The organism is Thermoactinomyces sp. CICC 10523 (assembly GCF_016055105.1).
Lineage (GTDB): Bacteria > Bacillota > Bacilli > Thermoactinomycetales > Thermoactinomycetaceae > Thermoactinomyces_A > Thermoactinomyces_A daqus.
The window spans coordinates 26,073-50,910 of record NZ_JAECVX010000002.1 but is presented as its reverse complement, the minus strand read 5'-3'; the positions used below and the strand labels follow the sequence as shown (position 1 = coordinate 50,910).

Below are 24,838 nucleotides of genomic sequence, written 5' to 3'. Positions count from 1 at the left end.
ATAGCATGATTCTTCCCTTTATTATGTAGGCCAATCTGCCTGCTCCTCAACCTGTTTTTTCTCCCCTGACGAAAATTTACTATTGAAACAGGATGCAATTTTGTTAAAATAGTCTTCAATTATAACTTTTTCGCCAATCTAAATGGTTGATTCTGCTGAGCTGAGAAAAAAGTTGAGGTGAGCCTGATGAAACCACGGACGATGTTTGAAAAGATTTGGGAACGTCATGTGATTGAACAGCAGGAAGGAAAGCCTGCCATTCTGTACATCGATCTTCATCTCATCCATGAGGTCACGTCTCCCCAGGCATTTGAAGGTTTGCGCATGGCCGGGCGAAAAGTGCGCCGCCCCGATTTGACCATCGCCACGATGGATCACAATGTCCCCACAACCGACCGCCGTCTGCCGATCACCGATCCCATCGCCAAAAAGCAAATGGAAACATTGGCGAAAAACTGCGAGGAATTTGGAATCCCGTTGTTTGATCTGCACCATGAGCGCCAAGGGATCGTTCATGTGATCGGCCCCGAACTCGGACTTACCCTTCCCGGAAAAACGATTGTCTGTGGTGACAGCCATACCTCCACCCACGGTGCATTTGGCGCGCTCGCCTTCGGGATCGGCACGAGTGAGGTGGAGCATGTATTGGCAACGCAATGCCTCCAGCAATTGAAACCCAAAACGATGCGGGTTCACTTCCGGGGAAATCTCCCGCCGGGAGTGACGGCCAAGGATGCCATTCTCGCCTTGATCGCGGAAATCGGCACGGACGGAGCGACCGGCCACGTGATCGAATATACGGGAGAAGCGATCCGGAACATGTCGATGGAGGAAAGAATGACCGTCTGCAACATGTCGATCGAGGCAGGCGCCCGAGCCGGCATGATCGCTCCGGATGAGACGACGTTCTCCTACTTGCGCGGACGCCCCTTTGCTCCGTCAGGTGAAGCATTTGAGCGGGCGGTGGAAGAGTGGAAGCAACTGTGTACCGATGAAGGTGCCGTTTTTGACAGTTATGTCGAAATCGATGCCGGAAAAATCGCTCCGCAAGTTACGTGGGGAACCAGTCCGGGAATGGGAACCGATATTACCCAATGCGTCCCCGATCCCGCCTCGTTTGCGACGGAAACGGAACAGAAAGCGGCCCGATTGGCCCTTGAGTATATGGGACTTACCCCGGGGGTTCCGATCAGCGAAATCAAAATCGATCGTGTTTTCATCGGTTCCTGCACCAACTCGCGCATTGAAGACCTGCGCGCTGCAGCCCGGGTAGTCAAAGGTTATAAGGTGGCCCCACACGTCCATGCAATGGTTGTGCCCGGCTCGCAGCTGGTCAAACAGCAAGCCGAAGCAGAAGGATTGGACAAAATATTTACGCAGGCGGGATTTGAATGGCGCGAAGCGGGTTGCAGCATGTGTCTGGCGATGAACCCCGATACCCTGAAGCCGGGAGAACGCTGTGCTTCCACCTCCAACCGGAACTTTGAAGGACGGCAAGGGCGCGGGGGGAGAACACACCTCGTCTCGCCGGCTATGGCCGCTGCAGCTGCGATCGCCGGACATTTTGTCGATGTGCGGGAATGGAAATACCGGGATCAGGAGGATGGGATTTATGCAACCACTTAAACAACACCGCGGAATTGTCGCCCCGTTGGACCGGGCGAATGTCGATACGGATGCGATTATCCCCAAGCAATTTCTGAAACGGATCGAACGGAGCGGATTTGGCCGGTTTCTCTTTTACGACTGGCGTTTTGACGAAAATGGAAACCCAGACCCCTCATTTGTTCTCAATCAACCGGAATACCAAAACAGCAGCATCTTGCTCGCCCGCAAGAACTTCGGTTGCGGTTCTTCCCGCGAACATGCCCCCTGGGCTCTCAATGACTTCGGAATCCGCGTCGTCATCGCTCCTTCCTTCGCCGACATCTTCTATAACAACTGCTTTAAAAACGGGATGCTCCCGGTCAAACTCAGCGAAGAACAGGTGGAAACGTTGTTTGAACGCGCCAGGAAACAGACAGGTTACCAGCTGACGGTCGATTTGGAAGAACAGCGCGTTTACGACGACAGCGGACTTTCTTATTCGTTTGCCATCGATTCCTATCGTCGCTATTGTCTGCTTGAGGGATTGGATGATATCGGCATCACTTTGCAATCGGAAGCGAAAATCGCCGCTTATGAGCGGAACCTGCCGGCCTTCTATTCGGCAAAACTTTAGCAGAAACCGTAAAAAAGCCCCGGGCTCCAAGTGATTTCACTTATCTGCCCAGGGCTTTGATTTCAGAGTCGGAAACATTACGGCTGATGTTCTTTTGCCAACTTACTGTTTCTCTTTCCATAGCCAAAGTAAATAATCAAACCGATCACCAGCCAGATCACAAACCGCTCCCAGGTAACGGCCGGGAGTTTGATGATCAGCCAGATGGAGAATAAAATGCCGACGATGGGGGTAAATGGAACCCAGGGAGTACGGAAAGTGCGTTCCAGGTTCGGCTGTCTCTTCCTCAGCACAATGATCGAGCTGCAAATCAGAATAAAGGCTGACAGCGTTCCGATATTGACCAATTCCGCCACCTCTGCAATCGGAGTAAGCCCGGCCACAAACGCCGTCAACACACCCAAAATCAGGGTCGGGCGATAAGGCGTCTGGAAGCGCGGATGGATTTTGGCAAACCATCCAGGCAACAACCCATCACGGCTCATCGCAAACCAGATGCGCGCCGCAGCCAGCATGAAGGAGAAGAGCACACTCAAAATCCCGGCCACCGCAGCAACGGAGATGATGACCGTCACCCACTTAAGTCCGAGTGCGGCAAATGCGTGGGCCACCGGAGCCGCGTTGTTAAGCGTCGAATATTTGGCGATTCCCGTCAAAACCAATGACATTCCCGCATACAAAATCAGGGCGACCACCAGAGACAGCACAACTGCACGCGGCAAATCGCGCTGCGGGTTTTTCGCTTCTTCGGCCGCTGTTGTCAGCGTGTCGTAACCGAACACGGCGAAAAAGACCAGCGACGCTCCGCTGACGACTCCTCCAAATCCAAACGGCATAAAAGGATGCCACAGCTCCGGTTTCACATAAAAGGCACCGATGCCGATGATCACGACGATAATCGCCAGCTTGATCGCCACCATGATGTTGTTGAAGCGCGCTCCTTCCTTTACTCCGAGCGTCAGAAGACCCGCAATCCCCAAGCTGATGATAAAAGCAAATAAGTCAAAATGATGCCCTGCGCCGGTTCCGGGTGCTCCTTGCGCCCATACAGGCAAATGAAGGCCAAACTGCTCCAGTATCGAATTAAAATAGCCCGACCAGCCAATCGCCACCACGGAAACGACCAAAGCATACTCCAACAGCAGATCCCAACCGATCATCCACGCGGCAAATTCACCGAGCACTGCATAACTATACGTATAGGCACTTCCGGCAACGGGAATCAATCCGGAAAATTCTGCATAACAGAGCGCAGCTGCCGCACTGGCCAGTCCGGCGATGATAAATGACACAATAACCGCGGGGCCCGCATGTTTCGCCGCTGCAACACCGGTCAGAACAAATATTCCGACACCGATAATTCCACCCAACCCGATCGCTGTTAGGGTGGGCAACGATAATACCCTTTTTAAACCGGTTGATTTCAATCCTTCCTGTTGCAGCTGTTTCAGCGATTTCCTTCTTGTAAGCGCATTCAAAAACATTTACCTCCTTTATCCCTTGCCCGACTGAAGCCGCCTTTGCAAGATTAAGGCCGCCTTGAGATAGGTCTCGGAATCGATGGCCCCGATCTCCTTCAATTCTCTGATCTCGTCCTGCATCAACTCGAGATCTCCCTGGCGATCGCCGGTGTAAATCACCGTCCCAAACCTTTTCAATAACTTCTGAATATCAGTTACAGTTTCCATAAATGTCCCTTCCCATTTCATGATACAATAAATTTTAGCATAAATAAAATGAAAGGTGCATATTCTTATGTTTCATTCCGATTTTATTCCCATCAAAGGCCTGGCCGGCCATTTGCTTTTTTCGCAGACAAAAAAAAATTGGAAAGCGACGCTGACCACGAGAGAAATGGTTTTTCAAAAACCGCATCTCTCTTACTATATTCTGTTGAGTGATATTATCGGCCTTATGCCTTATTCTCTTCCACAAATGAACCAAATGCACAAGCCGGAATGGCCAATTGAAATCGAAAGACATGGAAAGCAATATTACAAGCTTTCCGTAGCCCGGTTAAACATCATCAACCGGCACGGGGTACATTCCATCGGAGCAACTGATCTGGTCGTTCCCATGAATGACCGCTTTTTACAGTTTATCCAAAGTCATACCGATCTCATCCCGCTTGCGGTCGATAAAAAATAAGCGCCCCGGATGCAGGGCGCTGCCGCACTCATAATACAGATTGTCCCCGTCCGGGCCTTAACGCGGGCAATGCCCGGTAAACCGCGGATGCCACGGGAGAGGCCACCACAGCTTTTACCAGATCGCCCGGCAGGAAAATAAACAGGGAAGTGATGAAGGTTTTCATGTTTAATGGCAGATGCAGATAAGAGACAACCCACGTGAATCCTACCAAATGAATGAAGGCAACCCCTCCGACAACGTGTGCCACCATTAATTTCCAAACACTGTCTCCCCATCGTTCAATGATCCAGCCGATCAAAAACGCAGCAAACGGCCAACTGATAATATATCCGCCGGTCGGGCCGAGCAAGTGGGCGATTCCTCCCCCGCCTCCGCTCAAGACCGGTGCCCCGACAGCTGCGAGTAAAATAAAAACAACCATGCTGATAAACCCTCGTCTGGCTCCCAACACGGACCCGGCCAGCATCACCACCAGCGTTTGCAACGTGATCGGCACAGGCCCGACCGGAATGGAAAACATTCCGCTGATGGCGAGCAGTGCGACAAACATGGCCATCCATGTCATGTCACGTACGCGTAAAACCGATTTTGTCATGATTCCTATCCCCTTATTGATTCATGATGTCCAACTAAAGTGTAAAATCTTGGCTGTTTAATGTCAACTTAAAATAAAAATTAGGTTTACAAACCCCAGGTTCCTCCACGCCCGCCCGGTCTTCTCCTGTCTCTCCGGCATAAGATATAGCGCCCTTGATCTGTCAGGGCGGGGGAGTGATGAAGATGTCCCGAGGAAAACTGCGCGTTTATCGAGGTGGAACCCAGATTGCCTCCATGCATCCGGCCAACGTCTTTGTCTCCGTCTTCCGGCGCATAAAAAAGAGCATCGTTTCCATTGAAGCCGACCGCCGCCTGACAACCGGATCACTGCAAAGGAACCTGTTCGACTTTCTGTTTCCCGAAACCCATGACTTCCAAGCGAATCGGGAAGGACAGTTCGGTTCCGGATTTGTCATCCATCCGAAAGGATATATTTTAACCAATGAACATGTGATCCACCAGGCATCCCGCATCCGAGTCAAAGTGGAAGGAATCAAACACCCGTTGCCGGCCACACCGATTTGGGCTGATGAAAGAAAGGATTTGGCAGTGATCCGCATTCCCTTGCCCCATCCGCTGAAACCGCTGCCGCTCGGCACATCGGCAAATACCCAGGTGGGGGAATGGGTGCTGGCAGTGGGCAATCCATACGGTTTGGAACAGACCGTCACCGTCGGCGTAATCAGTGGAAAAAACAGACCTCTGCGCGTGGGCAACCGTTCATATGAAAATGTCGTGCAGACGGATGCAGCCATCAACCCCGGCAACAGCGGCGGGCCACTGGTCAACATATTGGGAGAAGTGATCGGAATCAATACATTGATCATTTATCCCTCACAATGCATCGGATTTGCCATTCCAATCGAGGATGTCCGTCCCCACATCCAGCGTTTTCTGGCACGGCCCTGAAAAAAACGAAGGCGAGAAAGGAGTTATCCTTCCTCGCCGTCAGCATGTTGACAAAATCCCTAAACGTAAGTTCGCCGGGCCGGGTGCTTTTTCTTTGCTCCCGGTTCCTTCGTCACAAAGGTCGCTGCAGAAAAAACACCCATCCCCTCCTATTGAATTTTGTCATCATCCTTCTCGCCTTTTTCATGTCCCCTTACAAGCTCGTTTTCGCTTTTTCCCTCATTCCTTCGATTAACACCTTCACCACTTCCGGACGGGAGAATTCCGGAGGCGGATAAATGCCTTCGCTCAACATTTGGCGCACTTTTGTCCCGGACAGAATGACCCGGTCTTCATCGCTGTGGGGGCAGGTTTTGTAGGAAGCCATTCCCGCACATTTTTTGCAATAGAAGCTGTGTTCAAAAAAGAGAGGGGTAATCCCCAGTTCCGTTTCGGTAAATTGGGTGAAAATTTTTTGGGAATCATAAGTTCCGTAATAATTCCCCACTCCGGCGTGATCCCGTCCGACAATAAAATGGGTACACCCGTAATTTTTGCGGGCGAGCGCATGAAAGATCGCCTCACGCGGTCCGGCATAGCGCATGGCCGCCGGATAGACGCCAAACAGAACCCGATCCTGCGGATAGTAATGCTTTAAAATCACTTCATAGCTTTTGACACGGACATCCGCAGGAATATCATCTGCCTTCGTTTCCCCGACCAACGGATGCAAAAACAAAGCATCAACCGTTTCCAGGGCGCATTTTTGCAGATATTCATGGGCGCGGTGCACCGGATTGCGGGTTTGGAATCCGACCACTTTGCGCCAGCCGCGTTCGATAAACATCTGTCTCGTCTCCGCGGGATCATACGTATATCGGGCAAATCGGCCGCGGTCCGGGCGATTGACAAGCCAGATGTCACCGCCAAGGTAATACGGAGACTGTCGCAATAACCGGGCCACCCCCGGATGTTTCTCATCATCCGTGCGATATACCTTGCGCGCCTCTTCCCGTTGGTCCACCCGGTAAAGGCTGTGGACTTCCTGTACGGCAATCACCGTTCCTTCCGAATCAGTCAACGTCACATAATCCGCTTTTTTGATTTCTTCGACCTTTTCTTCCGGCACCGGCAGGGTGATCGGGATGCTCCAAACCGTTCCATCACTTAAACGCATCGAATCCCGGACCGATTTGTAATCCTCTTCGGACAAAAAGCCCGTGAGAGGCGAAAAGACCCCTGTCGCGATGCATGCCAAGTCTGACAGTGTCACTTTTGATACGGTGATTTGCGGAAAAGAAGCCGCCCGCTCCAGCCATTCCTGCTTCTTTTCTCCTTCCAGGATGCGATTGATTAAACGTCCGCCGTGAGGGGCGATTGTATATTCCATGACGCTTCTCCTTTCATATCATTTTAATGCCGGTGATGAACAGGACGAGAATAATCAAAAAACGCAGCCATAGATCGGGAACCTTTAAGGTAAGACGTCCCCCGATGAGAATGCCCGGAATCGACCCGAGCAGCAGCCACAGCACAAATGAAACATCCACATGCCCAAACGAAGCATGCACCAGACCCGCGCTCAATGTCAGAAAAAAAGCATGAACGACATCCGTTCCAACCAATTTCGAGGCCGTCAGGCCCGTGCTGGATAGCAGGACGACCATAAACATGGAACCGCTTCCCACCGAGGTAAGACCCACCAGGAGTCCGCCGGCCAGCCCCACCAGGGTGAGCGGGGCGTTAAAGCGGATTTTCGGGCCATTTTTCCGGTTCAGCAAAAGTTGCGCAAACATCAGAATCGCCACAAAAACAAAGGTAAAACCGATCACTCTTCCCAAAACATCTTCAACCGGAAATGGTGTGAGCCGCTTGAGCAATTGGATCAGCCACACACCGATGATTCCGCCCGGAATACTGCCGATCGCCAGCTTTCGGACAATCTGCCAATCCAGTGTTTTTTGCTGGATATGTTGCCAGCTTCCAACCGCTTTTGTCACCGCTGCATAAATCAAATCCGTTCCAACGGCCATGGTGGGCGAAAAACCATAAAAGAGAATGAGGAGCGGAGTCATTAACAATCCGCCGCCCATCCCGGTCAACCCTACCAGCAAACCGACGACAAAACCGGTGAAAACGATGGAAATCATCAGCGTACCGGGCTGTTATGAAGCCCGCATTCCGTTTTGTCTAAACCTGCCCAGCGTCCGGCACGCGGATCTTCTCCCGGTTTGACGGGACGCGTGCAAGGCTGGCAGCCAATGCTGGGATACGATTGATCATGCAGTTTATTGTACGGAATGTCATTGCTGTAAATATATTCCCAAACTTGCGCATTGGTCCAATAAGCAAGCGGATTGATCTTAACCAGGCCAAACGCCCGATCCCACTCGACCACTTCGGTATGGGCCCTGGTTGGGGACTGCTCACGCCGGATCCCCGTGATCCAGCCTTGATATCCGCGCAAAAATTGTTTGAGCGGCTCCACCTTCCGAATGCGGCAGCACTGGTCGGGATTCACTTTCCACAATTCATCCCCGTATTTTTCCGCCTGCTCCTCCAGGGTAAGCGCCGGGGATACGCGGATAAAGTCTTTCTGGTAACGCTCTTTCAACCGATCGCGCACCTCATAAGTTTCTGCAAAGTGAAGATCGGTATCCAAATAGAAAATATCCACGTCTTTATCCACTTTTAACAGCATATCCACCAGGGCCACATCTTCCGCCCCGAAGCTGCAGGCCAATGTGATCCCGGAAACGCCCACTTGTTCAATGCCAAAGCGAATGATCTCAATCGGATGTTCATTTTTCAACTGATGAGCTGCTTCCTGCAAAAATTCGAGTTTAGCCTGTTCGGACTCGACCAAAACCGATGACTTTCCGTTTTGATTAGCCATACGACTTCCCTTTCCTTTCTATCTCTAGCTGCATGATTCCAAAACATAACCGCTGCCTGGACGGATCCGCTTCTTCTCGATCAGGTTCCATTCGCTGATCACCGGCGTTACGAGAACCTGGCGTTCCAGTTCCTTTTCCGCATCTTGAAACGCCTTTTCATCCGTCGGGGAAACAACTATGATCGTATACTGTTTTCCTTCCCCGCCCGCTGCCGTCAGCCGGTACAGATAGAGTTCATTTTCCATTATGAGGAGACCACCTGCCCCAAAATCCGATCCAATTCCGTTTGAAAGACTTCTATGCCAACGCGTTCCACAAATTGCGTAAAACGCTCTTGTTCGTTGCGATTTTCCTTGTAAAAGAGAATCAGCTCTTTCAGCACAAACGGTACGTGATCCTTGACCACTCGTCCTTTTAACTGCGTATTGAATCTTCCCTCTCCCAAAAGATGGCCGCCGACGGAAATCGTATAAGACTCTACCATCCCCCGAGCCGTTTTGCTTTTCCCCCCCATTAAGCCAATATCCGCAATTTGCTGCTGGCCGCATGAGTTGGGACATCCGTTAATATGGATACGTACGGGACTGTCCAGTTGAACGTGTGCATCTAAATAATCCACTACTTCTTTCATCAGCCCTTTTGTTTCTGTTAAGGCCAAATTACAAAATTCGTTTCCCGTGCAGGAGACCGCATAGCCTTCAAATGTTTTTGGAAATGGAGTCAAACGCTTGAGCAGCGGCTCTTTTAACAGCTCTTCCACTTTTTCATCCGGAACATCCGAAATGATGATATTTTGCGTATTGACGGTGCGCAAAGTTCCTGAACCGTAGCGATCGGCCAGGTCGGCCAAGGCGAAAAACTCTTCCGACGACGTGCGCCCGACCGGCACATTCAAGCCGACATAAGACAAACCTTTTTGCTTTTGCGGATGAACTCCGGTGAAATATCCCGCATTCCACCCGATGGTTCGGTCTTCTCCCCGCGAGGGATAGGGGCCGATCACCTCAGTCAGCACTTCCAAAAACTTCTCTGTTCCCCAGTCCGCCACCAAAAACTTCAGACGGGCGCGATGTCTTTTTTGCCGGTAGCCGTAATCGCGGAATACCTTGGTCACACCAATCGCCACATCCACCACTTGCTCGGGCCGCACAAACAGATCCAGCTGCCGGGCGAGATGAGGTCGGTTCGACAGCCCGCCGCCTACCCAGACATGGAACCCGACCACTTCTTCTCCATTGATGTTTTTTACTGCCGGAGTGAAGGCCAGATCGTTAATCTGGGCATGGGCCGGATTATAGACACTGGCCGATATCGAAATTTTGTACTTTCGCGGGAGGTTGGAAAATTCTTTATTCAAACGGAATTTTTCATCCAGTTCCTTTACGATGGAAGACGTATCGACCAATTCGTTGGGATCAATCCCCGCCAGCGGATTGCCGATGATCGTCCGGGGGCAATCGCCGCATGCTTCGTAAGTATAAAGTCCTACTTCATTGAGCCGCCGAAAAATATCGGGCAAATTTTCCACGCGCAGCCAATGATATTGAACCGCCTGCCTGGTGGTGATATCGATCAAGCCGCGCCCGTACTCCTGTGCCAGCTCGGCGATCACGCGCGCTTGCCCGCTTGTCAAAATTCCCGTGGGAATTCTTATACGCAACATAAAATAACCATCTTTTTTGGGACGTTGTTGGTAGACGCCAGCCCATTTAAACAGAGAAAATTTTTCTTCCGGAATGGACTCAAAGCCTTTATTAGAATAGATATGAATAATCTCATCAATAATGTCTAATCCATCCTGTTTTAATTTAAGTTGTTCCATCTGGTTCAACTGCTCGGGATTTTCCGCCCATTTCCACTGTTGGCCCACCTTTTTCACTCCTTATAATAAAATCCCCTTCCGGAGAGAAAGGGGCTGATTTCCATGCTTCTCTCCTCATCTTTGAACAAACGTTCTCTGGACTTGGCACCAAGCATCCGCCGGTTGCCGAGAGTTCATCGGGCCAGTCCCTCCCTCTCTCTTCATGAGGATTATAATTTTATCCACTTTAAAAAAACACAAATTCCTATAAATTAACTCGGTTTAATGGTTGTGTTTAGAATAGCAGAAAATAATATCAATTGTCAACTCCCTGTCACATTAACCGATTAAAGCGGCAAAAGCTTGCTATATTGTGCTCGATGACCCTGTTCGGGATGTTTTTCTCATGTTAAAATAAAAGGAGAAATGTGTCCAAATATCGAACATTTAGAAAGGGGAACCTGATGGAACTCGTTGTATACCTGGCAGGTCAAATCCATGATGATTGGCGCGACAAACTGCGCCAAATGGCAAAAGAACGCAATCTGCCTCTCATTTTCAAAGGTCCCCAGGAAGACCATGATCTTTCCGATGACATCGGGGAGCGTATTAAGGGAAAACAGCCAAACGCCGTCTACCGTGACCAGGCTGCTTCTGAAGTGAATAATCTGCGGACGCGGATCTGGATGCAGAAAGCAGATGTCGTCATCGCTCTCTTCGGCGAAAAATACCGGCAATGGAACACGGCCATGGACGCAGCAATGGCCATTGCTGCCCAGAAACCCCTGATCCTCATCCGCCCCGAAAGCCTGCATCATCCTTTAAAAGAATTATCACAGAGGGCGCAACTTGTTGTGGAAACACCCGAACAGGCACTCGATGCGCTCGCATATGTACTTGAATAAAAACGGAATCAGGGTTCCCGAATTCATCAGGGAACCCTGACCAGACCCAAGACCGGGAATTTGTTTTTGTGACGGTATGCGTGATCATCTGCCTTCCGGAATCAATGTCGCCGGCTGTTCCTCAAAGACAATATAGTTCAGATTGATGTTCAGAAGCATAATATCCTTGCCGGTCTTCTGGTCTCTCAGCACAAAAAAATCCCGTCCGACTTGTCGCAATATTCCTGTAAAAATACGGTTGCGCCAGTGCTCGCTTCCTTCATAGGTCAGATAGGCCGTCACTTTCTTTCCGACATTGGCCTGCATCAAGTCTTCGGAAAAGCGGCGCTCTTCCCTCTGCGAAATCTGGATCGGATATGAAGCGGAATAAGGATAAGACCAGTACATCGCATCGCCTCCTCAATGGTAAACTGACGGACAGTCGCTCTGACGGGGAATGTAGAAACAATGGCTTTTGTAGCGGCCGCTGTTGGTCTGGTTAAACCATGTTCCCGGGCATTCTGCCGGCGGTTTGAAAAACCACAAGGCATTCCGGGCCGGATGAACAAGTCTCCCCCGGATCACCTGCCTGGCCAGCCTCATGTCCTGCGCTCTGGCCGGCTGGTAAAAATACGGCTTTTGCACCGCTTCAAACCCGCCCGGTGACTGAAAAACCATCTGTCGAATATTGCGAATCCCTTCAAAATCGAGGCAGTTTCCCCGCACCCGGTTGACTCCGACATTGCCGACGAGAATCATGCCCATCTGCCCATCTCCTTCGGCTTCGGCTCTCATCAGGCGCGCAAGCAAACGCGTCTGCTCCGTTGTCGTATTAATCACCGGCATACAATCCCTCCTCTAAAGTAACGTATGTAGGGTAACCATAAAAAAGAACCAATCGGCTTTGCCTTTCCTTTTGACAGGTTCTATTTTTATAATTTTGATACTAAATATATTGAAATATAAAAATATTATGTTGTATCTTTAAAGTAAGAGGTGATGGCTTTTGTTTTTATTCATCTCAAAAGCGTTTTCTTCCATAGAAATAAAATTTCGCCTTCTTCGGTGGAGGTATATCAAATTCAAGCGAAACATGAGCTGGCGGGTGAAATTAATCCTGCTCCCGCTTGTGATCCTCAAATATATGGTGGAGCAAGTATGCCTCGGGCATTTCCCCGGCTTCGACTTCGGGATGCTGAAGACAAAAAGCCGGTTGGAACGCCGGCTTTATTACGCGATTCGCCACAAATACAAAGGAAAAATCAAGGCACAATATCCCTGCGGTCCTTACTCGATCGATTTCGCCCTGCCCAAGTACAAACTGGCTCTCGAATGCGATGGCAACGGGTATTTTTCCCAAAAGCGGGTCAAATACCGCCGCAGGGATGAATATCTGAAAAAGCATGGCTGGAAAGTGATGCGCTTTACGGGAAACAGGCTGAAACACCAGCTCGATGAAACGGTCAATGAAATCACCGAGTATACGACGAAAATGGATCTTTATAAATGGCCTTTTACCCGCTGACGCAAAATGCAAACGCTTTCCAGGAATAACGATCCATCGTTAAGGAGCAGCGTAAGCGATTTTGCCATTGGTGATCGTGCAGATGGCTTTCGTTTGCAACAGCTCATCCGGATTCACCTTCAAAAGATCCCGGTCAAACACGGTCATGTCGGCATATTTTCCGACGGCAAGGGTGCCGCGCTCATGTTCTTCCCCTGCGGCAACCGCGCTTCCCGCAGTAAAGAGCCGCAAGGCTTGCTCCGCCGTCAGCTTTTGTTCGGGAAAATACCCTGGATGATCCCCTGCCTCTTCCGGATGACGACGCGTGACAGCCGCATGAATGCCGAGAAGCGGATGCAAGGGCTCAATCGGAGAATCACTTCCCCCGGCCAGACGAACTCCTGCATCGAGCAGGGATTTCCATGCATAGGCATAACGAGCCCTTTCGCTCCCCACCCGCTCCAATACCCACGGAAAATCGCTGGCGACAAAGCGGGGTTGGACATCGACGACCACATCCATCCCGGCCAGGCGCCCAATCAGATCTTTTCGCAAAAACTGCCCGTGAATCAGGCGGTGCCGAAGCCGCCGATCCCCGCGTACGGACAAGGGATGGTGCTCCATCACGCCGATCACCCGATCTGCCGCTTCATCGCCGATCGCGTGAACGGCAATGGGCATGCCGCGCTTTACTGCCAGCCGCGCCAATTCATGCAGCTCTTCATCTGAATGGATCAGCAATCCCCGATTTTTCTCGTTATCCGCATACGGCTCAGACAGACGCGCCGTTCCGCCCCCGATTGATCCGTCAGCAAAGATCTTCATGGCTCCGATGCGAAACCACTCATCACCGTCTCCCGCTTTTAGCCCGATCTCATCCAACTGCCGCAGATACGGATGGTAAATCAGCTGATGCGTCCGCAAAAAAAGCCCCTCTTCGACCAGATCGCGCCAGACTGCCACCATTTCCTCCACACTTTCAAAAAAGCGCAAGTCTTCCGTATGTACTGCTGTCAAGCCGCTGGCCAGCGCCGCTTTGACCGCTTGGCGAATGGTATCCTTTTTTTCTCTGAGATCGGGTTTTGGCATGGCCGCATAAAAGGCGTTGGATGCATTTTCATAAACCCAGCCGTTCAGCTTCCCTGATTCATCCCGGCCAAATGCGCCATCCTCGGGATCGGACTGATCTTCTCCGATCCCCGCCAAGCGGTAGGCAGCGGTATTGACGAGATGAGCATGAAAGCAGACCCGGGTCAGGAACACCGGATGCCCTTTGCTCACTTCATCCAGTTCCTTCAAGGACGGAACATCCCCCTGCAATCGGTTTTCGTCCAGCCCCAATCCCAAAATCCACTCCCCGTCTTTCGCTTCTCTCGCCCGCTTTTGAATCTCCTTCAACATCTCTTCTCCGGTTTGGCAGAGGCTTAAATCGAGCATACGCATCTTTTGTCCGACACCGGAGAGGTGAATATGGCTGTCCGTCAATCCCGGATAAACATATCCTCCCATCAAATCCACTTTCTGATGACCGGCCCGTCCGAAGTCCAGCAACAGTTCCTCCTTCGTTCCCACTGCCACAATGCGTCCGCCTTTGCTGACAATCGCCTCCGCATACGGACAGGCGGGATCGAGTGTCGCAATCTGCCCGTTGTAAAAAATGACCGTTTGCTCCATCCCCGTTTTCTCCTTCCCGAAAATTTGCTCTTCGTTTTCATCTTATCCGGATCAATTTTTCAGGGCAAACTGGAAACATTTTTCGGTGTTACCCGAACATATATTTGCATATAATCTTATCAGAACCAATCATATGTTCGCATTTCAGGTGAAGGACTATGGAATCTGTGGTTTTTCTCGTCGATATTCAATCGTTTTATGCCAGCATCGAAAAAGCACTGCGCCCTGAACTGGAGGGAAAACCGGTCGTCGTGGCCGGCGATCCCGAGCGGCGCGGGGGCGTCATTCTCGCAGCCTGCCCGCTCGCCAAATCATACGGCATTCAAAATGCAATCACCTTGAGCGAAGCGACCAGACTCTGTCCCCATTTGACTGTGGTACGTCCGCGCATGGGGCTCTATCTCAAAGCCTCGCTTTCCATCACGGAAATTCTGGAACGTTTCAGCGATCTGGTTGAACCTTATTCCATTGATGAACAATTTGTTTCCATCAGCGGAAGCGAAAAGCTGTTTGGCGACCCGCTGACGATCGCACGCAAAATCCAGGCGGCGATCCGCACGGAACTGGGAGTTTACGCCCGGGTGGGCATCGGTCCCAACAAAGTGCTGAGCAAAATGGCTTGCGATCAATTCGCCAAAAAGAGGAAGACCGGCATTTTCTCCCTGACGCATGACAATTTGCAGAGAGATTTGTGGCCGCTTCCCGTGGAAAAACTGTTTGGAGTGGGAAAAAGGATGGGACGCCATTTGCGTTCGATCGGCATCCGCACCATTGGTGAACTGGCGCGTTTCCCGCTCGAACGCCTGAAGCGGAAATGGGGCGTGAACGGTCATGTGCTCTGGATGACCGCCAACGGATTTGACCTCTCTCCAGTCACGCCGCAAACCTTTCACAGCCAAAAGGCGATCGGCCACCATATGACCTTGCCGCGGGATTACCGGACAGCGGAGGAGATTCAGGTCGTCCTGTTGGAACTGTGCGAGGAAGTATGCCGCCGCGCCCGCCGTCACCATTTGCTCGGGCAGACGGTAAGCGTCGGCTGCCGCGGTGCCGACTTTGACTTTCCCACCGGCTTTTACCGCCAGATGAAAATGCCGGAGGCGACCAACCAGACCATGGATCTTTTTCATCATGCCTGGAATCTGTTCCTCCGTTTCTGGGACGGCCAGCCGATTCGCTCTCTCGGCGTCAGCCTGGGCGGATTTGCATCCGATGACGCCATCCAGCTCCATCTGTTTGACGACCGTGAAAAAAAATGGAAGCTCGGCTATGTCATGGATGAAATCAGGCAGCGCTTTGGCCCGACTTCGATTGTGCGCGCCATCTCCCTAACCCCGTCCGGCCAGGCCTATGAACGGGCACAAAAGATTGGAGGTCATTACCGATGAGTGAAATTCTCGATCGTAAAAATATGCTGTGGGAAGGAAGCCGCATGTTTTTGCCGGAACATCGGCAGGCGCTGGCCGAACAGCGGGCCCGTGCCGATGATTTCATCCCGCCGGAACTGGATGACGACCGGTGGGATGAAATCAACAGGCTGATTTTGGAGGCCCTTCACAGCGATTTCCCCTTGCTCATCCGTTATGTGGAAAACCGCCGGCCCCGGGAACGATGCGGCTTCATCCAAAAAATCATCCCTCACGAACGCCGCCTCTGCCTCGCCGACGGGCGTCATCTTTACACCATCTCCTTTGCAGACATCTACGACGTTGAACCGGTTTCCGGAGGGGATTAAACCGCAGATCACATCGGTTACAATTTTTATCATAAAGATTGAGCCCGCCTCTAATATGCCTGTTTGAATCCAAGCCCGCTGAAAAGACCTGCACAGGCAAAAGAGGAGCCGCTTGTCGAAAGCGGCTCATTGAAAACAATGATAACCATTATGCCTGCGGCGGTTCGCCGATGAAGATACGCATAAGGCCTCACCTCCTTTAAAGCATTGACTTCAATCGCAAAATCGCCTGCGTGATCGCTTCAAATTCCAATGCATTCCGGGTGGTGGAAACGGGCAATTGCTGCTCCTCAATGCACTGAAAGCAGGCAGGCAGTTCGAGATCGGTGTCGAGATCGAGCACCAGTTTCAGCCCGGTTCTGCTTTTGCGGCTCCCGCAGAAGCGGCAATATCCCGTTAAATCGGTTAAATACGGCTCCGGTCCCCCATGTTGAATCGTTTGCAAAATATTTTTTTCGTAATAGTCGATCAATTGCTCAAATTCTTTATCCTTGCTCATAACCATCCCTTTCTTAATCCCTTCTTCTTTCTTCCGGTATTCTTTCCGGTTTGGCCGGCAACAGGCAGATGATCTTCCGTTCAAATCAGGGACAATCCAAACTTTTCATCTGATCACCTCCGGCCGCACACCGTCTTTCCAATGATTTGGATTCCCTGATTCCGACAAAAACATCCAGGGCCAAAAACGGCAAGATGATCGGTTTGCGATTAACTCCGAGAAGGATCATCTCACAGACTTTTCATAGAATATTTTTTATATCTCTGTCTCACATTCCTTCTAATCTGATTTGTTGTTTTGTTGCCTCAACCGAAACAATCCATTTTTCACCATACCCGCGACTGTGGACGAGCATTTGTGGCAATAGACCAGGGGATCAAGGCATTTGCAGAAAACAGGGAACGACGGAAATTCAAAATCATGTTCACCTCTCAGAGGTTATATTTCTTGCATATGTGCCAGAACATCCCCATAGCCGGCAGGAACAAAATCCGGCCCCCGTCCGGAAGACCCGAAAGCCGGTGAGAAAGCAAGGAAAGTATTTTTGCCCGTACAAACCTTTGGTAAAATTAATGAAAGAGTTCAATGGATGAAACATCGCATCAGACTGACTTCCGTTCGCACCCTGAATATCAAAGCTCCCGCTTCCTTCGCAGCACAAAAACACCCATTCCCTCCTATTGAACTTTGTCCACATCCTCCCTTTTCATTTGGAAAGACTTTTTCTCTTTTTGCAATGCGCGATTCCGATCGGAAAGGAAGAATAAAGCACATGCTGATCAAATGGATCGTCTGCCAAGTGCCTGAAGAAAAGCGGGCTGACTTTTCCAGAGCACAGGAGTCCTGGAAAGATCTGGCGGGCGCAGACGGATTTTACTGGCAGCGGGGCGGCTGGAACCGACATCGTCCCTCTGAGGCTTGCATCCTCTCCTGCTGGCGGGATCAACACGCTTATGATCAGTTTATGGCCTCACTTCATGACACCATTTTTCAGGCGAACCACCAGCAACAGACGTACGAATCCATTGCCGTCACCTTGGCCGATATCATCATGGAAATCCCGGACAAAGGCAGCATCACCCGCACCTTAAAGGGAAAATGGCTGCGGGCCGCTGACTGCATGATTGCCCCTGGTCAGGAGACACACTTTCTCAACGTCCAGCAAACGGTTTGGAATCCGGCGCTCGCCCAAAGCGCAGGCATGTTCGGCGGAATGGTGGCAAAAGCGATCCATCCCCCTGTCCGTTACCTGATCTTCAGTTTCTGGGAAGAAGAAGCCCAGCGGACATACACAAAAAAAGTTGCCCAGCTGCGGCAACAAGCGGAAACAGACCGAGATACAATCACGATCACCGGTTATTTGGTTGAAGAAAATGAACGTTGGCTGGTGACAGGCTAGCATCCCCCGCCTGCCGACTGCGAACGATGCAGACGAATCCCGCCGGCAAAGCGGTTCAGACCCCCGTTTTGCCAGCGGGATTCGTTGACCACCGACGTCTGGCCGTTCCTGCAACCGGCTGAACGTTTCCTCTATTTTAACCTTCACCGAAACGAACGAACCATCACCTGATAATTGCCTTCCTCACGCTTCACTTTAAAATCAAGGCGGTCATACAAACCCTTGGCCGGGTTGTTTTTATGAACCGTCACAGACAATCCCGGATACCCTTCGAGCCGTGCCTGGTCAATCAGACGGGTGAGCAGTTGCCGGCCCAGCCCCTGATTTTGATATTCCGGCAACACAGCCAGAATCAGTTCGGGAATTGCCTCGTCAACGAAGCCGAACCCGGGTTCCTCTTTGCTGAACTGACGAAACCAGACAGCCCCGATCGGCTTTTTCTCTTTTTTCAAAGCAACAAAAAAACCTAAATCTCCCGGTTGTCCCCAGTTGTCCAAATACCGCCGATGCTCCGGTTTCTCAAGCAAACTCTCCTCTGCGGCTCCATCCCCGGGAACAGTGAGCGCCATAGTCAAAAAATCCTTGAGAAAGGGGGCGTCTTTCGGTCTGATGATGCGAAATACAAGCTCCAAGGTGTTTCATCCCCTTTTGTCATGATCAGCCACATTGTAAGCCAAAGTGTGAGCTTCGGATAAGAACCTATATTCGACCGTCACCGACAGTTAACCTGCTAAACATTTAAATATTGTAGAAAAAAATGTGAATAAAAACAGCGGTGCGCGTTACATAACCGTTTTTTGAAAACAAACCTGCTTTGCTCGCTGCCAACAATTTTGACAATGAAAATAATTTGAGCAACACCGTAAAGATCCCCGTCGCAGGCGCGTTGATTTGCAAACCAGCTATGTACAGCTGTTGTGTGTCAACAGGACAATCCCTCTTCAACCTGTTCAAGTATAACAGACCAATATGACTCTTCATCCGATAAAGCTTTTGAATCCGCTTGATTAAATTGCCGTTTAATCTCATTCACTATTACTGATCTCTTTTCTTCATCATCTTCGCACTCCATCGCATTCACCAACTGAGGGCGGTAACGCAAATAGATCTTTAAAAACATAAGGAATTTCCCTATATCCGAATTAATAAATCTCCTTTGTACAGAAACTGGATCAGCACTTAAAAAATAGAGTTCCCCTGTTTCAACATATATTCCTATCTCGCTTCCTTCATTATCACCTAGAATGATATAATCACCGCCTTGAGCTAAACGGGGTTCGTTATAAAAATGGATATAAAAAGGATCTTCTTTCATTTCTTCTGCATTCATCGGTAATCCAACCGTTGCAAGAATTTCTTTGGTTTGCTGTGTCAGGTCAAACGGATCAAGTGTTCCATCATTGATTGTCACCAGATCCTTATCCCAACCATTCATGATTTCGTCCCTTAAGAAATCCATATAACCTTCTTCCTCTCAGATTGATGTCTTGGGCCGATTTTCAAATCCTGTGAATGCGAAAACATGTCGATCAGTTTTTTGTTGTTTTGGAGAAACTGAAGTACGAGGGAACATATCTACATTTAATTAATATTAAAAGCAAAACCTGCCACGAAAAAATCGGACAGGTTTTGTATATAAGCTGATCCTATTGCTTTAGCATCCTTTAGACTCCATAGGTTTGCCCATCAGTTTATTTGTCAAAAACAGTGCGGGCAGAATGCTAATCACCATGAAGATTAAGCTCGTAATAAATCCTGTGTGGTAAGCATCAGTAATGTTAACTGCCGTAACATCCTTCACATATTGAGCGTTACTGACTACTGTTGCCAAAATTGCGGAGCCAAAGGCGGCCCCAACGTTTTGGATAATGCGGGTGGCAACGCTGGCTGCCGGGACCTGCGGCTTCTGAAGTCCTACGTAAGAATCACTCATCACAGGGATCGTGATTCCTCCAACGCCTATTCCGCGTACGAACAGTACAAGCCATATGAGCCACTGCGCTGTTCCGGCATCAAAATATACAAATGGAAGCGTAGCAATGATGGTTATGCCGATTGAAGGCAATACGACAAACCTGGCTCCGAACTTATCAGTCATTTTGCCAACCAAAGTCCGTATTACCAGCGTTCCCACACCTTGGGGAATCAGCCAAAGTGCCGATGTAATGACGTTCAGGCCGCGTACATTTTGAAAAAACATCGGAAAGAGAAGCATAGGCCCATTGGTGGCGAATCCGGCTAAAAATAAAGAAAGAAACGATGCGCTGAAATTTTTTGATTTGAACAAATCCAGCGGTATCAATGCCTGATCCTTTCTCTTCCATGCATAAAGCAAGTATGCAATCAGCGAGACGGTGCCAATCACAAATGCAAGGATGCCTGTTGCTCGCATGCTCTGTGTCCTGATCTCCGTCACTCCAAAGACAAACATCCCCGATAACATTGCCAGCAACAGAATACCAAACCAGTCCAGTTTTGCAGATTTATCCACAGCCTCGAACTTCGGCAGCTTCCATTTTGTAATAAATATTGCAATAACCCCAATAGGAAGGTTTACAAAAAACAACCATTGCCACTGTAGGTGCTGTAAAATCAATCCTCCGATGACCGGCCCGACAATCGGGCCAAAAACAATCGGAAGCCCGACAATGGACATGATACGCCCCAAGTTTTCACTGCCGGCGGCTTGCACAATCAAGGCGGTAAGCGTTGGAATTATGATGCCTGAAGCAAAGCCCTGCAGCGCGCGAAATGCGATTAAGCTCTGCATATCCCATGCAAGGCCGCATAGCAGAGATCCTGCCAAAAACAAGCCCATTGCGCTCATATATACTTTTTTGCCGTCAAACCTTCGCATCATCCAACCGGAAAATGGAACGGCAATTCCCAAAGCCAAGACATATCCGGTCACAACCCATTGCGTAACGACAAAGCTGGCAGAGAACACTTTTGCCAAATTATTTACTGCAATATTGACAATGGTGGTATCCAGCATCGGCGGGAGTGCACCGAACACTAAAATCCACGCGATGCTGATAATTCCTTTTGGTAATTTTTCTTTTTCCAATATCTCCACCCCTTAAGGTACACTTTGCACCTTATAAGTATACACGCTTTTAAAATAAGGTGCAACATGTACCTTATTTTAATCCCGACAAAATGGTATAATGTTTTAGAATCAGTTGCAAAACTTACTTGTATACTTAATTATTGCTGGAAAGAGGTTGGACACAGGAATGAACAATTCAGGCAGGAACATGCGCAGGCGCGGAGACGCACTGAGTGAAAGCATTTATGATGCCACTATAGAAATGATCCAAAAAGTTGGCTATACCAATCTTACATTTCAGCAAATCGCGCAAGCCGCAAAAACAAGCCGTACCGTAATGTACCGCCGCTGGAAAACCAAATATGATTTGATTCGCGAAATAATGGTATATAAAATGACGAACATACTGGGCGGTGAATTGATTGACAGGATTGAGGACACAGGAAGCCTGCGTGGTGACTTGCTACAGTTGCTTACACTTTATCAAAGCATTTATGCAGAGATTGGACCTGAAATAATGAATGCGATTTTATTTGAGATAGGGCAAGACCGCAAAAAAAAGATTGAAATTGAAGTTAACGCCACAAATAAAAATATCCTGGTCATGCGTAAATTGCTCGGGTTCGCCAAAAACAGGGGTGAAAAAATAAAAGAGGTCAGCGATGCGACACTGACCCTGCCTTTTGACTTGATCCGTGTAGAAAATCTTCTGCGGAAAGATGTGATTGACAGAAACCGGCTTGAGTTATTGGTTGATGAAATACTGCTTCCGGTTTTTCTTGCATAACGTCCATTCCCAAGGAACCGGAAAAGTTCGATGAACGACTGGCACAATTTATGGAATGATCTAAATATGTTTTTGAAGAAAACCGGAATAAGCTCCGGAAGAAGAATAAAACACATACCAAATCAGCAATCGGGAATAAACAATGAACTTTCGTGATACTCCCAGGCAGGTACCGGTTATGTAAGTATATTATAAAAATTTCATTTATCTGATAATAACCATCCGGGTTTCCTGACATTGTCACTGCCAACACAGTGATTCCGCAAAAGCTCAATGCCTGGAAACCCTTTATTTACAAGTTTTTCAGCCCTTCTATTGATCCTCCCTTGTCATCAATGTCACACTCTCGACATGTGCCGTTTGCGGGAACATGTCAAGCGGGACCACTTTTTTCAGGCTGTAGCCCCCGCGCAGCAAACGGTCGCAATCTTTGGCCAGCGTGGCCGGATTGCAGGAAACATAGACGATCCGCGGCACTTTAAGGTTGAGAAGGGTGTCGATCAAAGCATCATGCAGACCGGTTCGGGGCGGATCGACGACCACGACGTCCGGCCGCAGCCCTTCTCCGGCCCAGACAGGCAAAAGCGCTTCCGCTTGCCCTGTGTAAAACTCGGCATTTTCAATCCCGTTTCGCTTTGCATTCTCTTTCGCATCAGCAACCGCATCGGGAATGACTTCCACCCCGATCACCCGTTTGGCTTTTGCCGCCAGCCAAAGCCCGATCGTTCCCACACCGCAATACGCATCGACAACCGTTTCCGTTCCGGTAAGGTGAGCCACCTTGGCCACTTCATCATAAAGCTTTTCCGTCTGCAACGGGTTTAATTGAAAGAAAGCACGCGGGGACAGCAGAAAAACCAGATCACCGATGCGTTCTTCCAGTTTTTCTTTCCCCCACAACAGGCGGTTTTTCTCACCCAAAACCAACGAGGTTCGGTTCGGATTGTGATTGAGGATGATGCTTTTCACCTGCGGAGCCTGTTTGCACATTTCCGCAACAAAGGCTTGTTCCTGCGGGAAAGTTTTCGTCCTGGTCACGAGAACCAGTTGTATTTCCCCGGTTGCAAAGGAAATTCGCGCCACCAGATGACGCAAAACCCCTTCATGCTTCTTCTCATCATAGATGGAGATTCCCAGTTTCTCCGATATATCCCTGGCGGTTTGCAACGTTTTGTTGATAAGAGGATGCTGCACCAAGCAATCACTCACATCGACCAAACGCCGGGATGAGGCAGAATACATCCCCATCACGACCTTTCCCGCGATCATGCTGACAGGAAGCTGTGCTTTATTGCGGTAAAACCAGGGATCATCCATGGTAATCGTCGGCTCGATCGGAATCGTGGAAAGCCGGGTGTATTTGGCAAATGCCTCCTCAAGCAACTCCCGTTTCAAACGTCGCTGCATTCTCCGATCGATGTGTTGCAGTTGGCAGCCGCCGCATTGATGGTAAACCGGACAACGCGGCTCGACCCGGTAGGCTGACTTCTTTTTCCATTTGATGAGCTTCGCCCGGACAAACGAAGGTTTCACCTGAGTGACGCGGGCGCTGACGATTTCTCCAGGGATAGCGCCGTCAATAAACACTACTTGTTGCTGATGGTAACCGATCCCTTCGCCGTTGATGCCGATGCGGCGGATCGGAACTTCAATCACCTGTCCTTTTTTCAAGCGAACTTTATGCTGATACTCCGTTTTTCCCATCTGACTTATCCCTTTCCCATATGATCTCATAACGATTCCTTGAAGAGCATGGACTGCCTTTTTGAACAGCTCCGGAACCTCATCCCCGCCCCGTCCCCTCTTTGCGGCAGAGCCCCTCTCCTCTTTCATTACTCCGTCCCGCACTCCTGATCCCAAACATTTTACCATTTTCCCCAAGGCATGGGACAGCAAGTCAAAGAAAACAAAGATTGTTGAAAGAGTTTTTAAAGCGGAGTCTGCCGGATCCGGGCGTTTCTCTTTGCCCCCGGTTACTTTCCATAAAGGACGCGGCTGAAAAACACTCCCCCGCTTCACCTGAACATCTGCCAACTTTCAGCCATCGCTTTCCGATGGAGCATCCTTCTTCCTCTCAAATCTTTTTTCCGCTATGATATATTAAAACGAAATAAGCCCGGAAGCTTCTGTTCCTTCCGGGCGATGAAACAATGACGGCTGATGGGTGGCAATGTCATTCCTTTCAAGGGGGGGTTCTTATGAATATTCGCCCTGCGATGATCGCAGATGCCCGGGAAATCGCCAAAGTGCATGTGAAAAGCTGGCAAACCACGTACAGAGGCATCGTGTCAGAGGATTATTTGACCAGTCTCAATCCGGAAGAGAGCGCAGCCCGCTGGGAAAAACATCTGCGCAGTGACAGTGTGACGTATGTGGCAGAAACACCGGAGAAAAAAATCGCCGGATTCATCTGCGGCGGCAAAATCCGAAGCCAACAGCCGGTGCAAACCGGAGAGGTTTATGCGCTTTACCTTTTGCAAGAAGTACAGAGACAACAACTCGGAACCCGGTTGATGCGGCAGCTCGCCGAATCGTTACAAAAGCAAGGATGCAATTCTCTCGTGGTCTATGTAATAAAAGACAATCCTGCCAGGCGCTTTTATGAAAAGCTCGGTGCCATCCCCGTGAACTCGGAAACCTCTTGGATCGGGGATCAGGAAGTAGAAGAAATCCGGTATGAATGGGTCTCGCTTGATTCACTTTTAAAAAAGGCCGAGCAATCGACCACACATCAATGACAAAAACTCCCTCT

General features: G+C 49.8%; 27 protein-coding genes and 1 riboswitch. Of the genes, 11 read left to right on the top strand and 16 right to left on the bottom strand.

What is annotated here, in order from left to right; translation table 11 throughout:
* The first annotated feature begins 186 nt into the window (after window positions 1-186).
* Window positions 187-1,626 (top strand): 3-isopropylmalate dehydratase large subunit, encoded by a 1,440-nt coding sequence (gene leuC, locus I8U19_RS03145; protein ID WP_198055172.1) that lies wholly within the window; start codon window positions 187-189, stop codon window positions 1,624-1,626.
* Window positions 1,613-2,221, top strand: a complete 609-nt coding sequence (gene leuD / locus I8U19_RS03140; RefSeq protein WP_198055171.1) for a 3-isopropylmalate dehydratase small subunit — start codon at window positions 1,613-1,615, stop codon at window positions 2,219-2,221. Before leuC ends, leuD begins: the two co-directional genes overlap by 14 nt.
* A 77-nt stretch (window positions 2,222-2,298) precedes the next feature.
* Here the strand turns inward: leuD and I8U19_RS03135 are convergent, their stop codons facing one another.
* Window positions 2,299-3,699, bottom strand: coding sequence for an amino acid permease (locus I8U19_RS03135; protein WP_033099108.1), 1,401 nt, complete (start codon window positions 3,697-3,699; stop codon window positions 2,299-2,301).
* A gap of 15 nt (window positions 3,700-3,714) precedes the next feature.
* A complete protein-coding gene (locus tag I8U19_RS03130; RefSeq protein WP_033099109.1) occupies window positions 3,715-3,909 on the bottom strand; it encodes a YqgQ family protein in 195 nt (64 codons plus the stop codon).
* Window positions 3,910-3,976: 67 nt separating this feature from the next.
* Between I8U19_RS03130 and I8U19_RS03125 the strand changes: the two genes are divergently transcribed.
* On the top strand, window positions 3,977-4,369 hold the full coding sequence (locus tag I8U19_RS03125) for a hypothetical protein (protein WP_033099110.1): 393 nt from the start codon (window positions 3,977-3,979) through the stop codon (window positions 4,367-4,369).
* Window positions 4,370-4,397: 28 nt separating this feature from the next.
* Here I8U19_RS03125 and I8U19_RS03120 read toward each other — a convergent pair whose 3' ends face one another.
* Window positions 4,398-4,967 (bottom strand): biotin transporter BioY, encoded by a 570-nt coding sequence (locus I8U19_RS03120; protein WP_033099111.1) that lies wholly within the window; start codon window positions 4,965-4,967, stop codon window positions 4,398-4,400.
* A 185-nt stretch (window positions 4,968-5,152) separates the two neighbouring features.
* Between I8U19_RS03120 and I8U19_RS03115 the strand changes: the two genes are divergently transcribed.
* Window positions 5,153-5,878 (top strand): S1C family serine protease, encoded by a 726-nt coding sequence (locus I8U19_RS03115; RefSeq protein WP_198055170.1) that lies wholly within the window; start codon window positions 5,153-5,155, stop codon window positions 5,876-5,878.
* Window positions 5,879-6,071: 193 nt separating this feature from the next.
* Here I8U19_RS03115 and sat read toward each other — a convergent pair whose 3' ends face one another.
* The 5 genes from sat to I8U19_RS03090 are packed head-to-tail and all read right to left on the bottom strand — an operon-like array spanning window position 6,072 to window position 10,576.
* A complete protein-coding gene (gene sat / locus I8U19_RS03110; RefSeq protein WP_198055169.1) occupies window positions 6,072-7,247 on the bottom strand; it encodes a sulfate adenylyltransferase in 1,176 nt (391 codons plus the stop codon).
* A gap of 13 nt (window positions 7,248-7,260) precedes the next feature.
* Window positions 7,261-8,007 carry a sulfite exporter TauE/SafE family protein gene (locus tag I8U19_RS03105; RefSeq protein WP_052153841.1) on the bottom strand — a complete coding sequence of 249 codons (747 nt, stop codon included), beginning with the start codon at window positions 8,005-8,007 and terminating at the stop codon, window positions 7,261-7,263.
* Window positions 8,007-8,753, bottom strand: a complete 747-nt coding sequence (locus I8U19_RS03100; RefSeq protein WP_052153842.1) for a phosphoadenylyl-sulfate reductase — start codon at window positions 8,751-8,753, stop codon at window positions 8,007-8,009. The genes I8U19_RS03105 and I8U19_RS03100 overlap by 1 nt, the downstream gene beginning before the upstream one ends.
* A gap of 24 nt (window positions 8,754-8,777) precedes the next feature.
* Complete coding sequence (locus I8U19_RS03095) at window positions 8,778-8,999, bottom strand: DUF3906 family protein (RefSeq protein ID WP_033099114.1); 222 nt, start codon at window positions 8,997-8,999, stop codon at window positions 8,778-8,780.
* Window positions 8,999-10,576, bottom strand: a complete 1,578-nt coding sequence (locus tag I8U19_RS03090; protein WP_052153846.1) for a nitrite/sulfite reductase — start codon at window positions 10,574-10,576, stop codon at window positions 8,999-9,001. Before I8U19_RS03090 ends, I8U19_RS03095 begins: the two co-directional genes overlap by 1 nt.
* 111 nt (window positions 10,577-10,687) lie before the next feature.
* A riboswitch (SAM riboswitch) is annotated at window positions 10,688-10,785 on the bottom strand.
* 234 nt (window positions 10,786-11,019) lie between these two features.
* Between I8U19_RS03090 and I8U19_RS03085 the strand changes: the two genes are divergently transcribed.
* Complete coding sequence (locus tag I8U19_RS03085; protein ID WP_033099115.1) at window positions 11,020-11,460, top strand: YtoQ family protein; 441 nt, start codon at window positions 11,020-11,022, stop codon at window positions 11,458-11,460.
* Window positions 11,461-11,544: 84 nt separating this feature from the next.
* Here the strand turns inward: I8U19_RS03085 and I8U19_RS03080 are convergent, their stop codons facing one another.
* Window positions 11,545-11,847 (bottom strand): spore coat protein GerQ, encoded by a 303-nt coding sequence (locus I8U19_RS03080; RefSeq protein ID WP_198055168.1) that lies wholly within the window; start codon window positions 11,845-11,847, stop codon window positions 11,545-11,547.
* Between the two features lie 12 nt (window positions 11,848-11,859).
* Window positions 11,860-12,285, bottom strand: coding sequence for a cell wall hydrolase (locus I8U19_RS03075; protein ID WP_198055167.1), 426 nt, complete (start codon window positions 12,283-12,285; stop codon window positions 11,860-11,862).
* A 259-nt stretch (window positions 12,286-12,544) separates the two neighbouring features.
* Here I8U19_RS03075 and I8U19_RS03070 point away from each other — a divergent pair, with 259 nt between their 5' ends.
* The gene (locus I8U19_RS03070) at window positions 12,545-12,964 is read left to right on the top strand and encodes an endonuclease domain-containing protein (RefSeq protein ID WP_160173773.1); all 420 of its coding nucleotides are present in this window, start codon (window positions 12,545-12,547) and stop codon (window positions 12,962-12,964) included.
* Between the two features lie 39 nt (window positions 12,965-13,003).
* Here the strand turns inward: I8U19_RS03070 and I8U19_RS03065 are convergent, their stop codons facing one another.
* Window positions 13,004-14,617, bottom strand: coding sequence for an amidohydrolase (locus I8U19_RS03065; RefSeq protein ID WP_198055166.1), 1,614 nt, complete (start codon window positions 14,615-14,617; stop codon window positions 13,004-13,006).
* 158 nt (window positions 14,618-14,775) lie between these two features.
* Between I8U19_RS03065 and I8U19_RS03060 the strand changes: the two genes are divergently transcribed.
* Together I8U19_RS03060 and I8U19_RS03055 are read left to right on the top strand one after the other, a co-directional pair.
* Complete coding sequence (locus I8U19_RS03060) at window positions 14,776-16,005, top strand: DNA polymerase IV (RefSeq protein WP_198055165.1); 1,230 nt, start codon at window positions 14,776-14,778, stop codon at window positions 16,003-16,005.
* Window positions 16,002-16,352, top strand: coding sequence for a YolD-like family protein (locus tag I8U19_RS03055; protein WP_033099118.1), 351 nt, complete (start codon window positions 16,002-16,004; stop codon window positions 16,350-16,352). Before I8U19_RS03060 ends, I8U19_RS03055 begins: the two co-directional genes overlap by 4 nt.
* 199 nt (window positions 16,353-16,551) lie before the next feature.
* Here I8U19_RS03055 and I8U19_RS03050 read toward each other — a convergent pair whose 3' ends face one another.
* A complete protein-coding gene (locus I8U19_RS03050) occupies window positions 16,552-16,935 on the bottom strand; it encodes a hypothetical protein (protein ID WP_033102400.1) in 384 nt (127 codons plus the stop codon).
* Between the two features lie 688 nt (window positions 16,936-17,623).
* On the opposite strand from I8U19_RS03050, the gene I8U19_RS03045 reads away from it, so the two are divergent.
* Entirely contained in the window at window positions 17,624-18,250 is a 627-nt protein-coding gene (locus I8U19_RS03045; RefSeq protein ID WP_198055164.1) for a YdbC family protein, read from the top strand.
* A 143-nt stretch (window positions 18,251-18,393) separates the two neighbouring features.
* On the opposite strand, the gene I8U19_RS03040 is transcribed toward I8U19_RS03045, so the two are convergent.
* The 3 genes from I8U19_RS03040 to I8U19_RS03030 all read right to left on the bottom strand — a co-directional run bounded on the left by I8U19_RS03040 (window position 18,394) and on the right by I8U19_RS03030 (window position 21,317).
* Window positions 18,394-18,882, bottom strand: coding sequence for a GNAT family N-acetyltransferase (locus I8U19_RS03040; RefSeq protein WP_052154465.1), 489 nt, complete (start codon window positions 18,880-18,882; stop codon window positions 18,394-18,396).
* Window positions 18,883-19,172: 290 nt separating this feature from the next.
* A complete protein-coding gene (locus I8U19_RS03035) occupies window positions 19,173-19,685 on the bottom strand; it encodes an SUKH-4 family immunity protein (RefSeq protein WP_198055163.1) in 513 nt (170 codons plus the stop codon).
* Window positions 19,686-19,904: 219 nt separating this feature from the next.
* Window positions 19,905-21,317 (bottom strand): MDR family MFS transporter, encoded by a 1,413-nt coding sequence (locus tag I8U19_RS03030; protein ID WP_198055162.1) that lies wholly within the window; start codon window positions 21,315-21,317, stop codon window positions 19,905-19,907.
* A gap of 169 nt (window positions 21,318-21,486) precedes the next feature.
* On the opposite strand from I8U19_RS03030, the gene I8U19_RS03025 reads away from it, so the two are divergent.
* Entirely contained in the window at window positions 21,487-22,086 is a 600-nt protein-coding gene (locus I8U19_RS03025; RefSeq protein WP_033102395.1) for a TetR/AcrR family transcriptional regulator, read from the top strand.
* Between the two features lie 312 nt (window positions 22,087-22,398).
* Here the strand turns inward: I8U19_RS03025 and rlmD are convergent, their stop codons facing one another.
* On the bottom strand, window positions 22,399-23,790 hold the full coding sequence (rlmD, locus tag I8U19_RS03020) for a 23S rRNA (uracil(1939)-C(5))-methyltransferase RlmD (protein WP_232330820.1): 1,392 nt from the start codon (window positions 23,788-23,790) through the stop codon (window positions 22,399-22,401).
* Between the two features lie 494 nt (window positions 23,791-24,284).
* On the opposite strand from rlmD, the gene I8U19_RS03015 reads away from it, so the two are divergent.
* Window positions 24,285-24,824, top strand: coding sequence for a GNAT family N-acetyltransferase (locus tag I8U19_RS03015; protein WP_198055161.1), 540 nt, complete (start codon window positions 24,285-24,287; stop codon window positions 24,822-24,824).
* The last annotated feature ends 14 nt before the right edge of the window (window positions 24,825-24,838 follow it).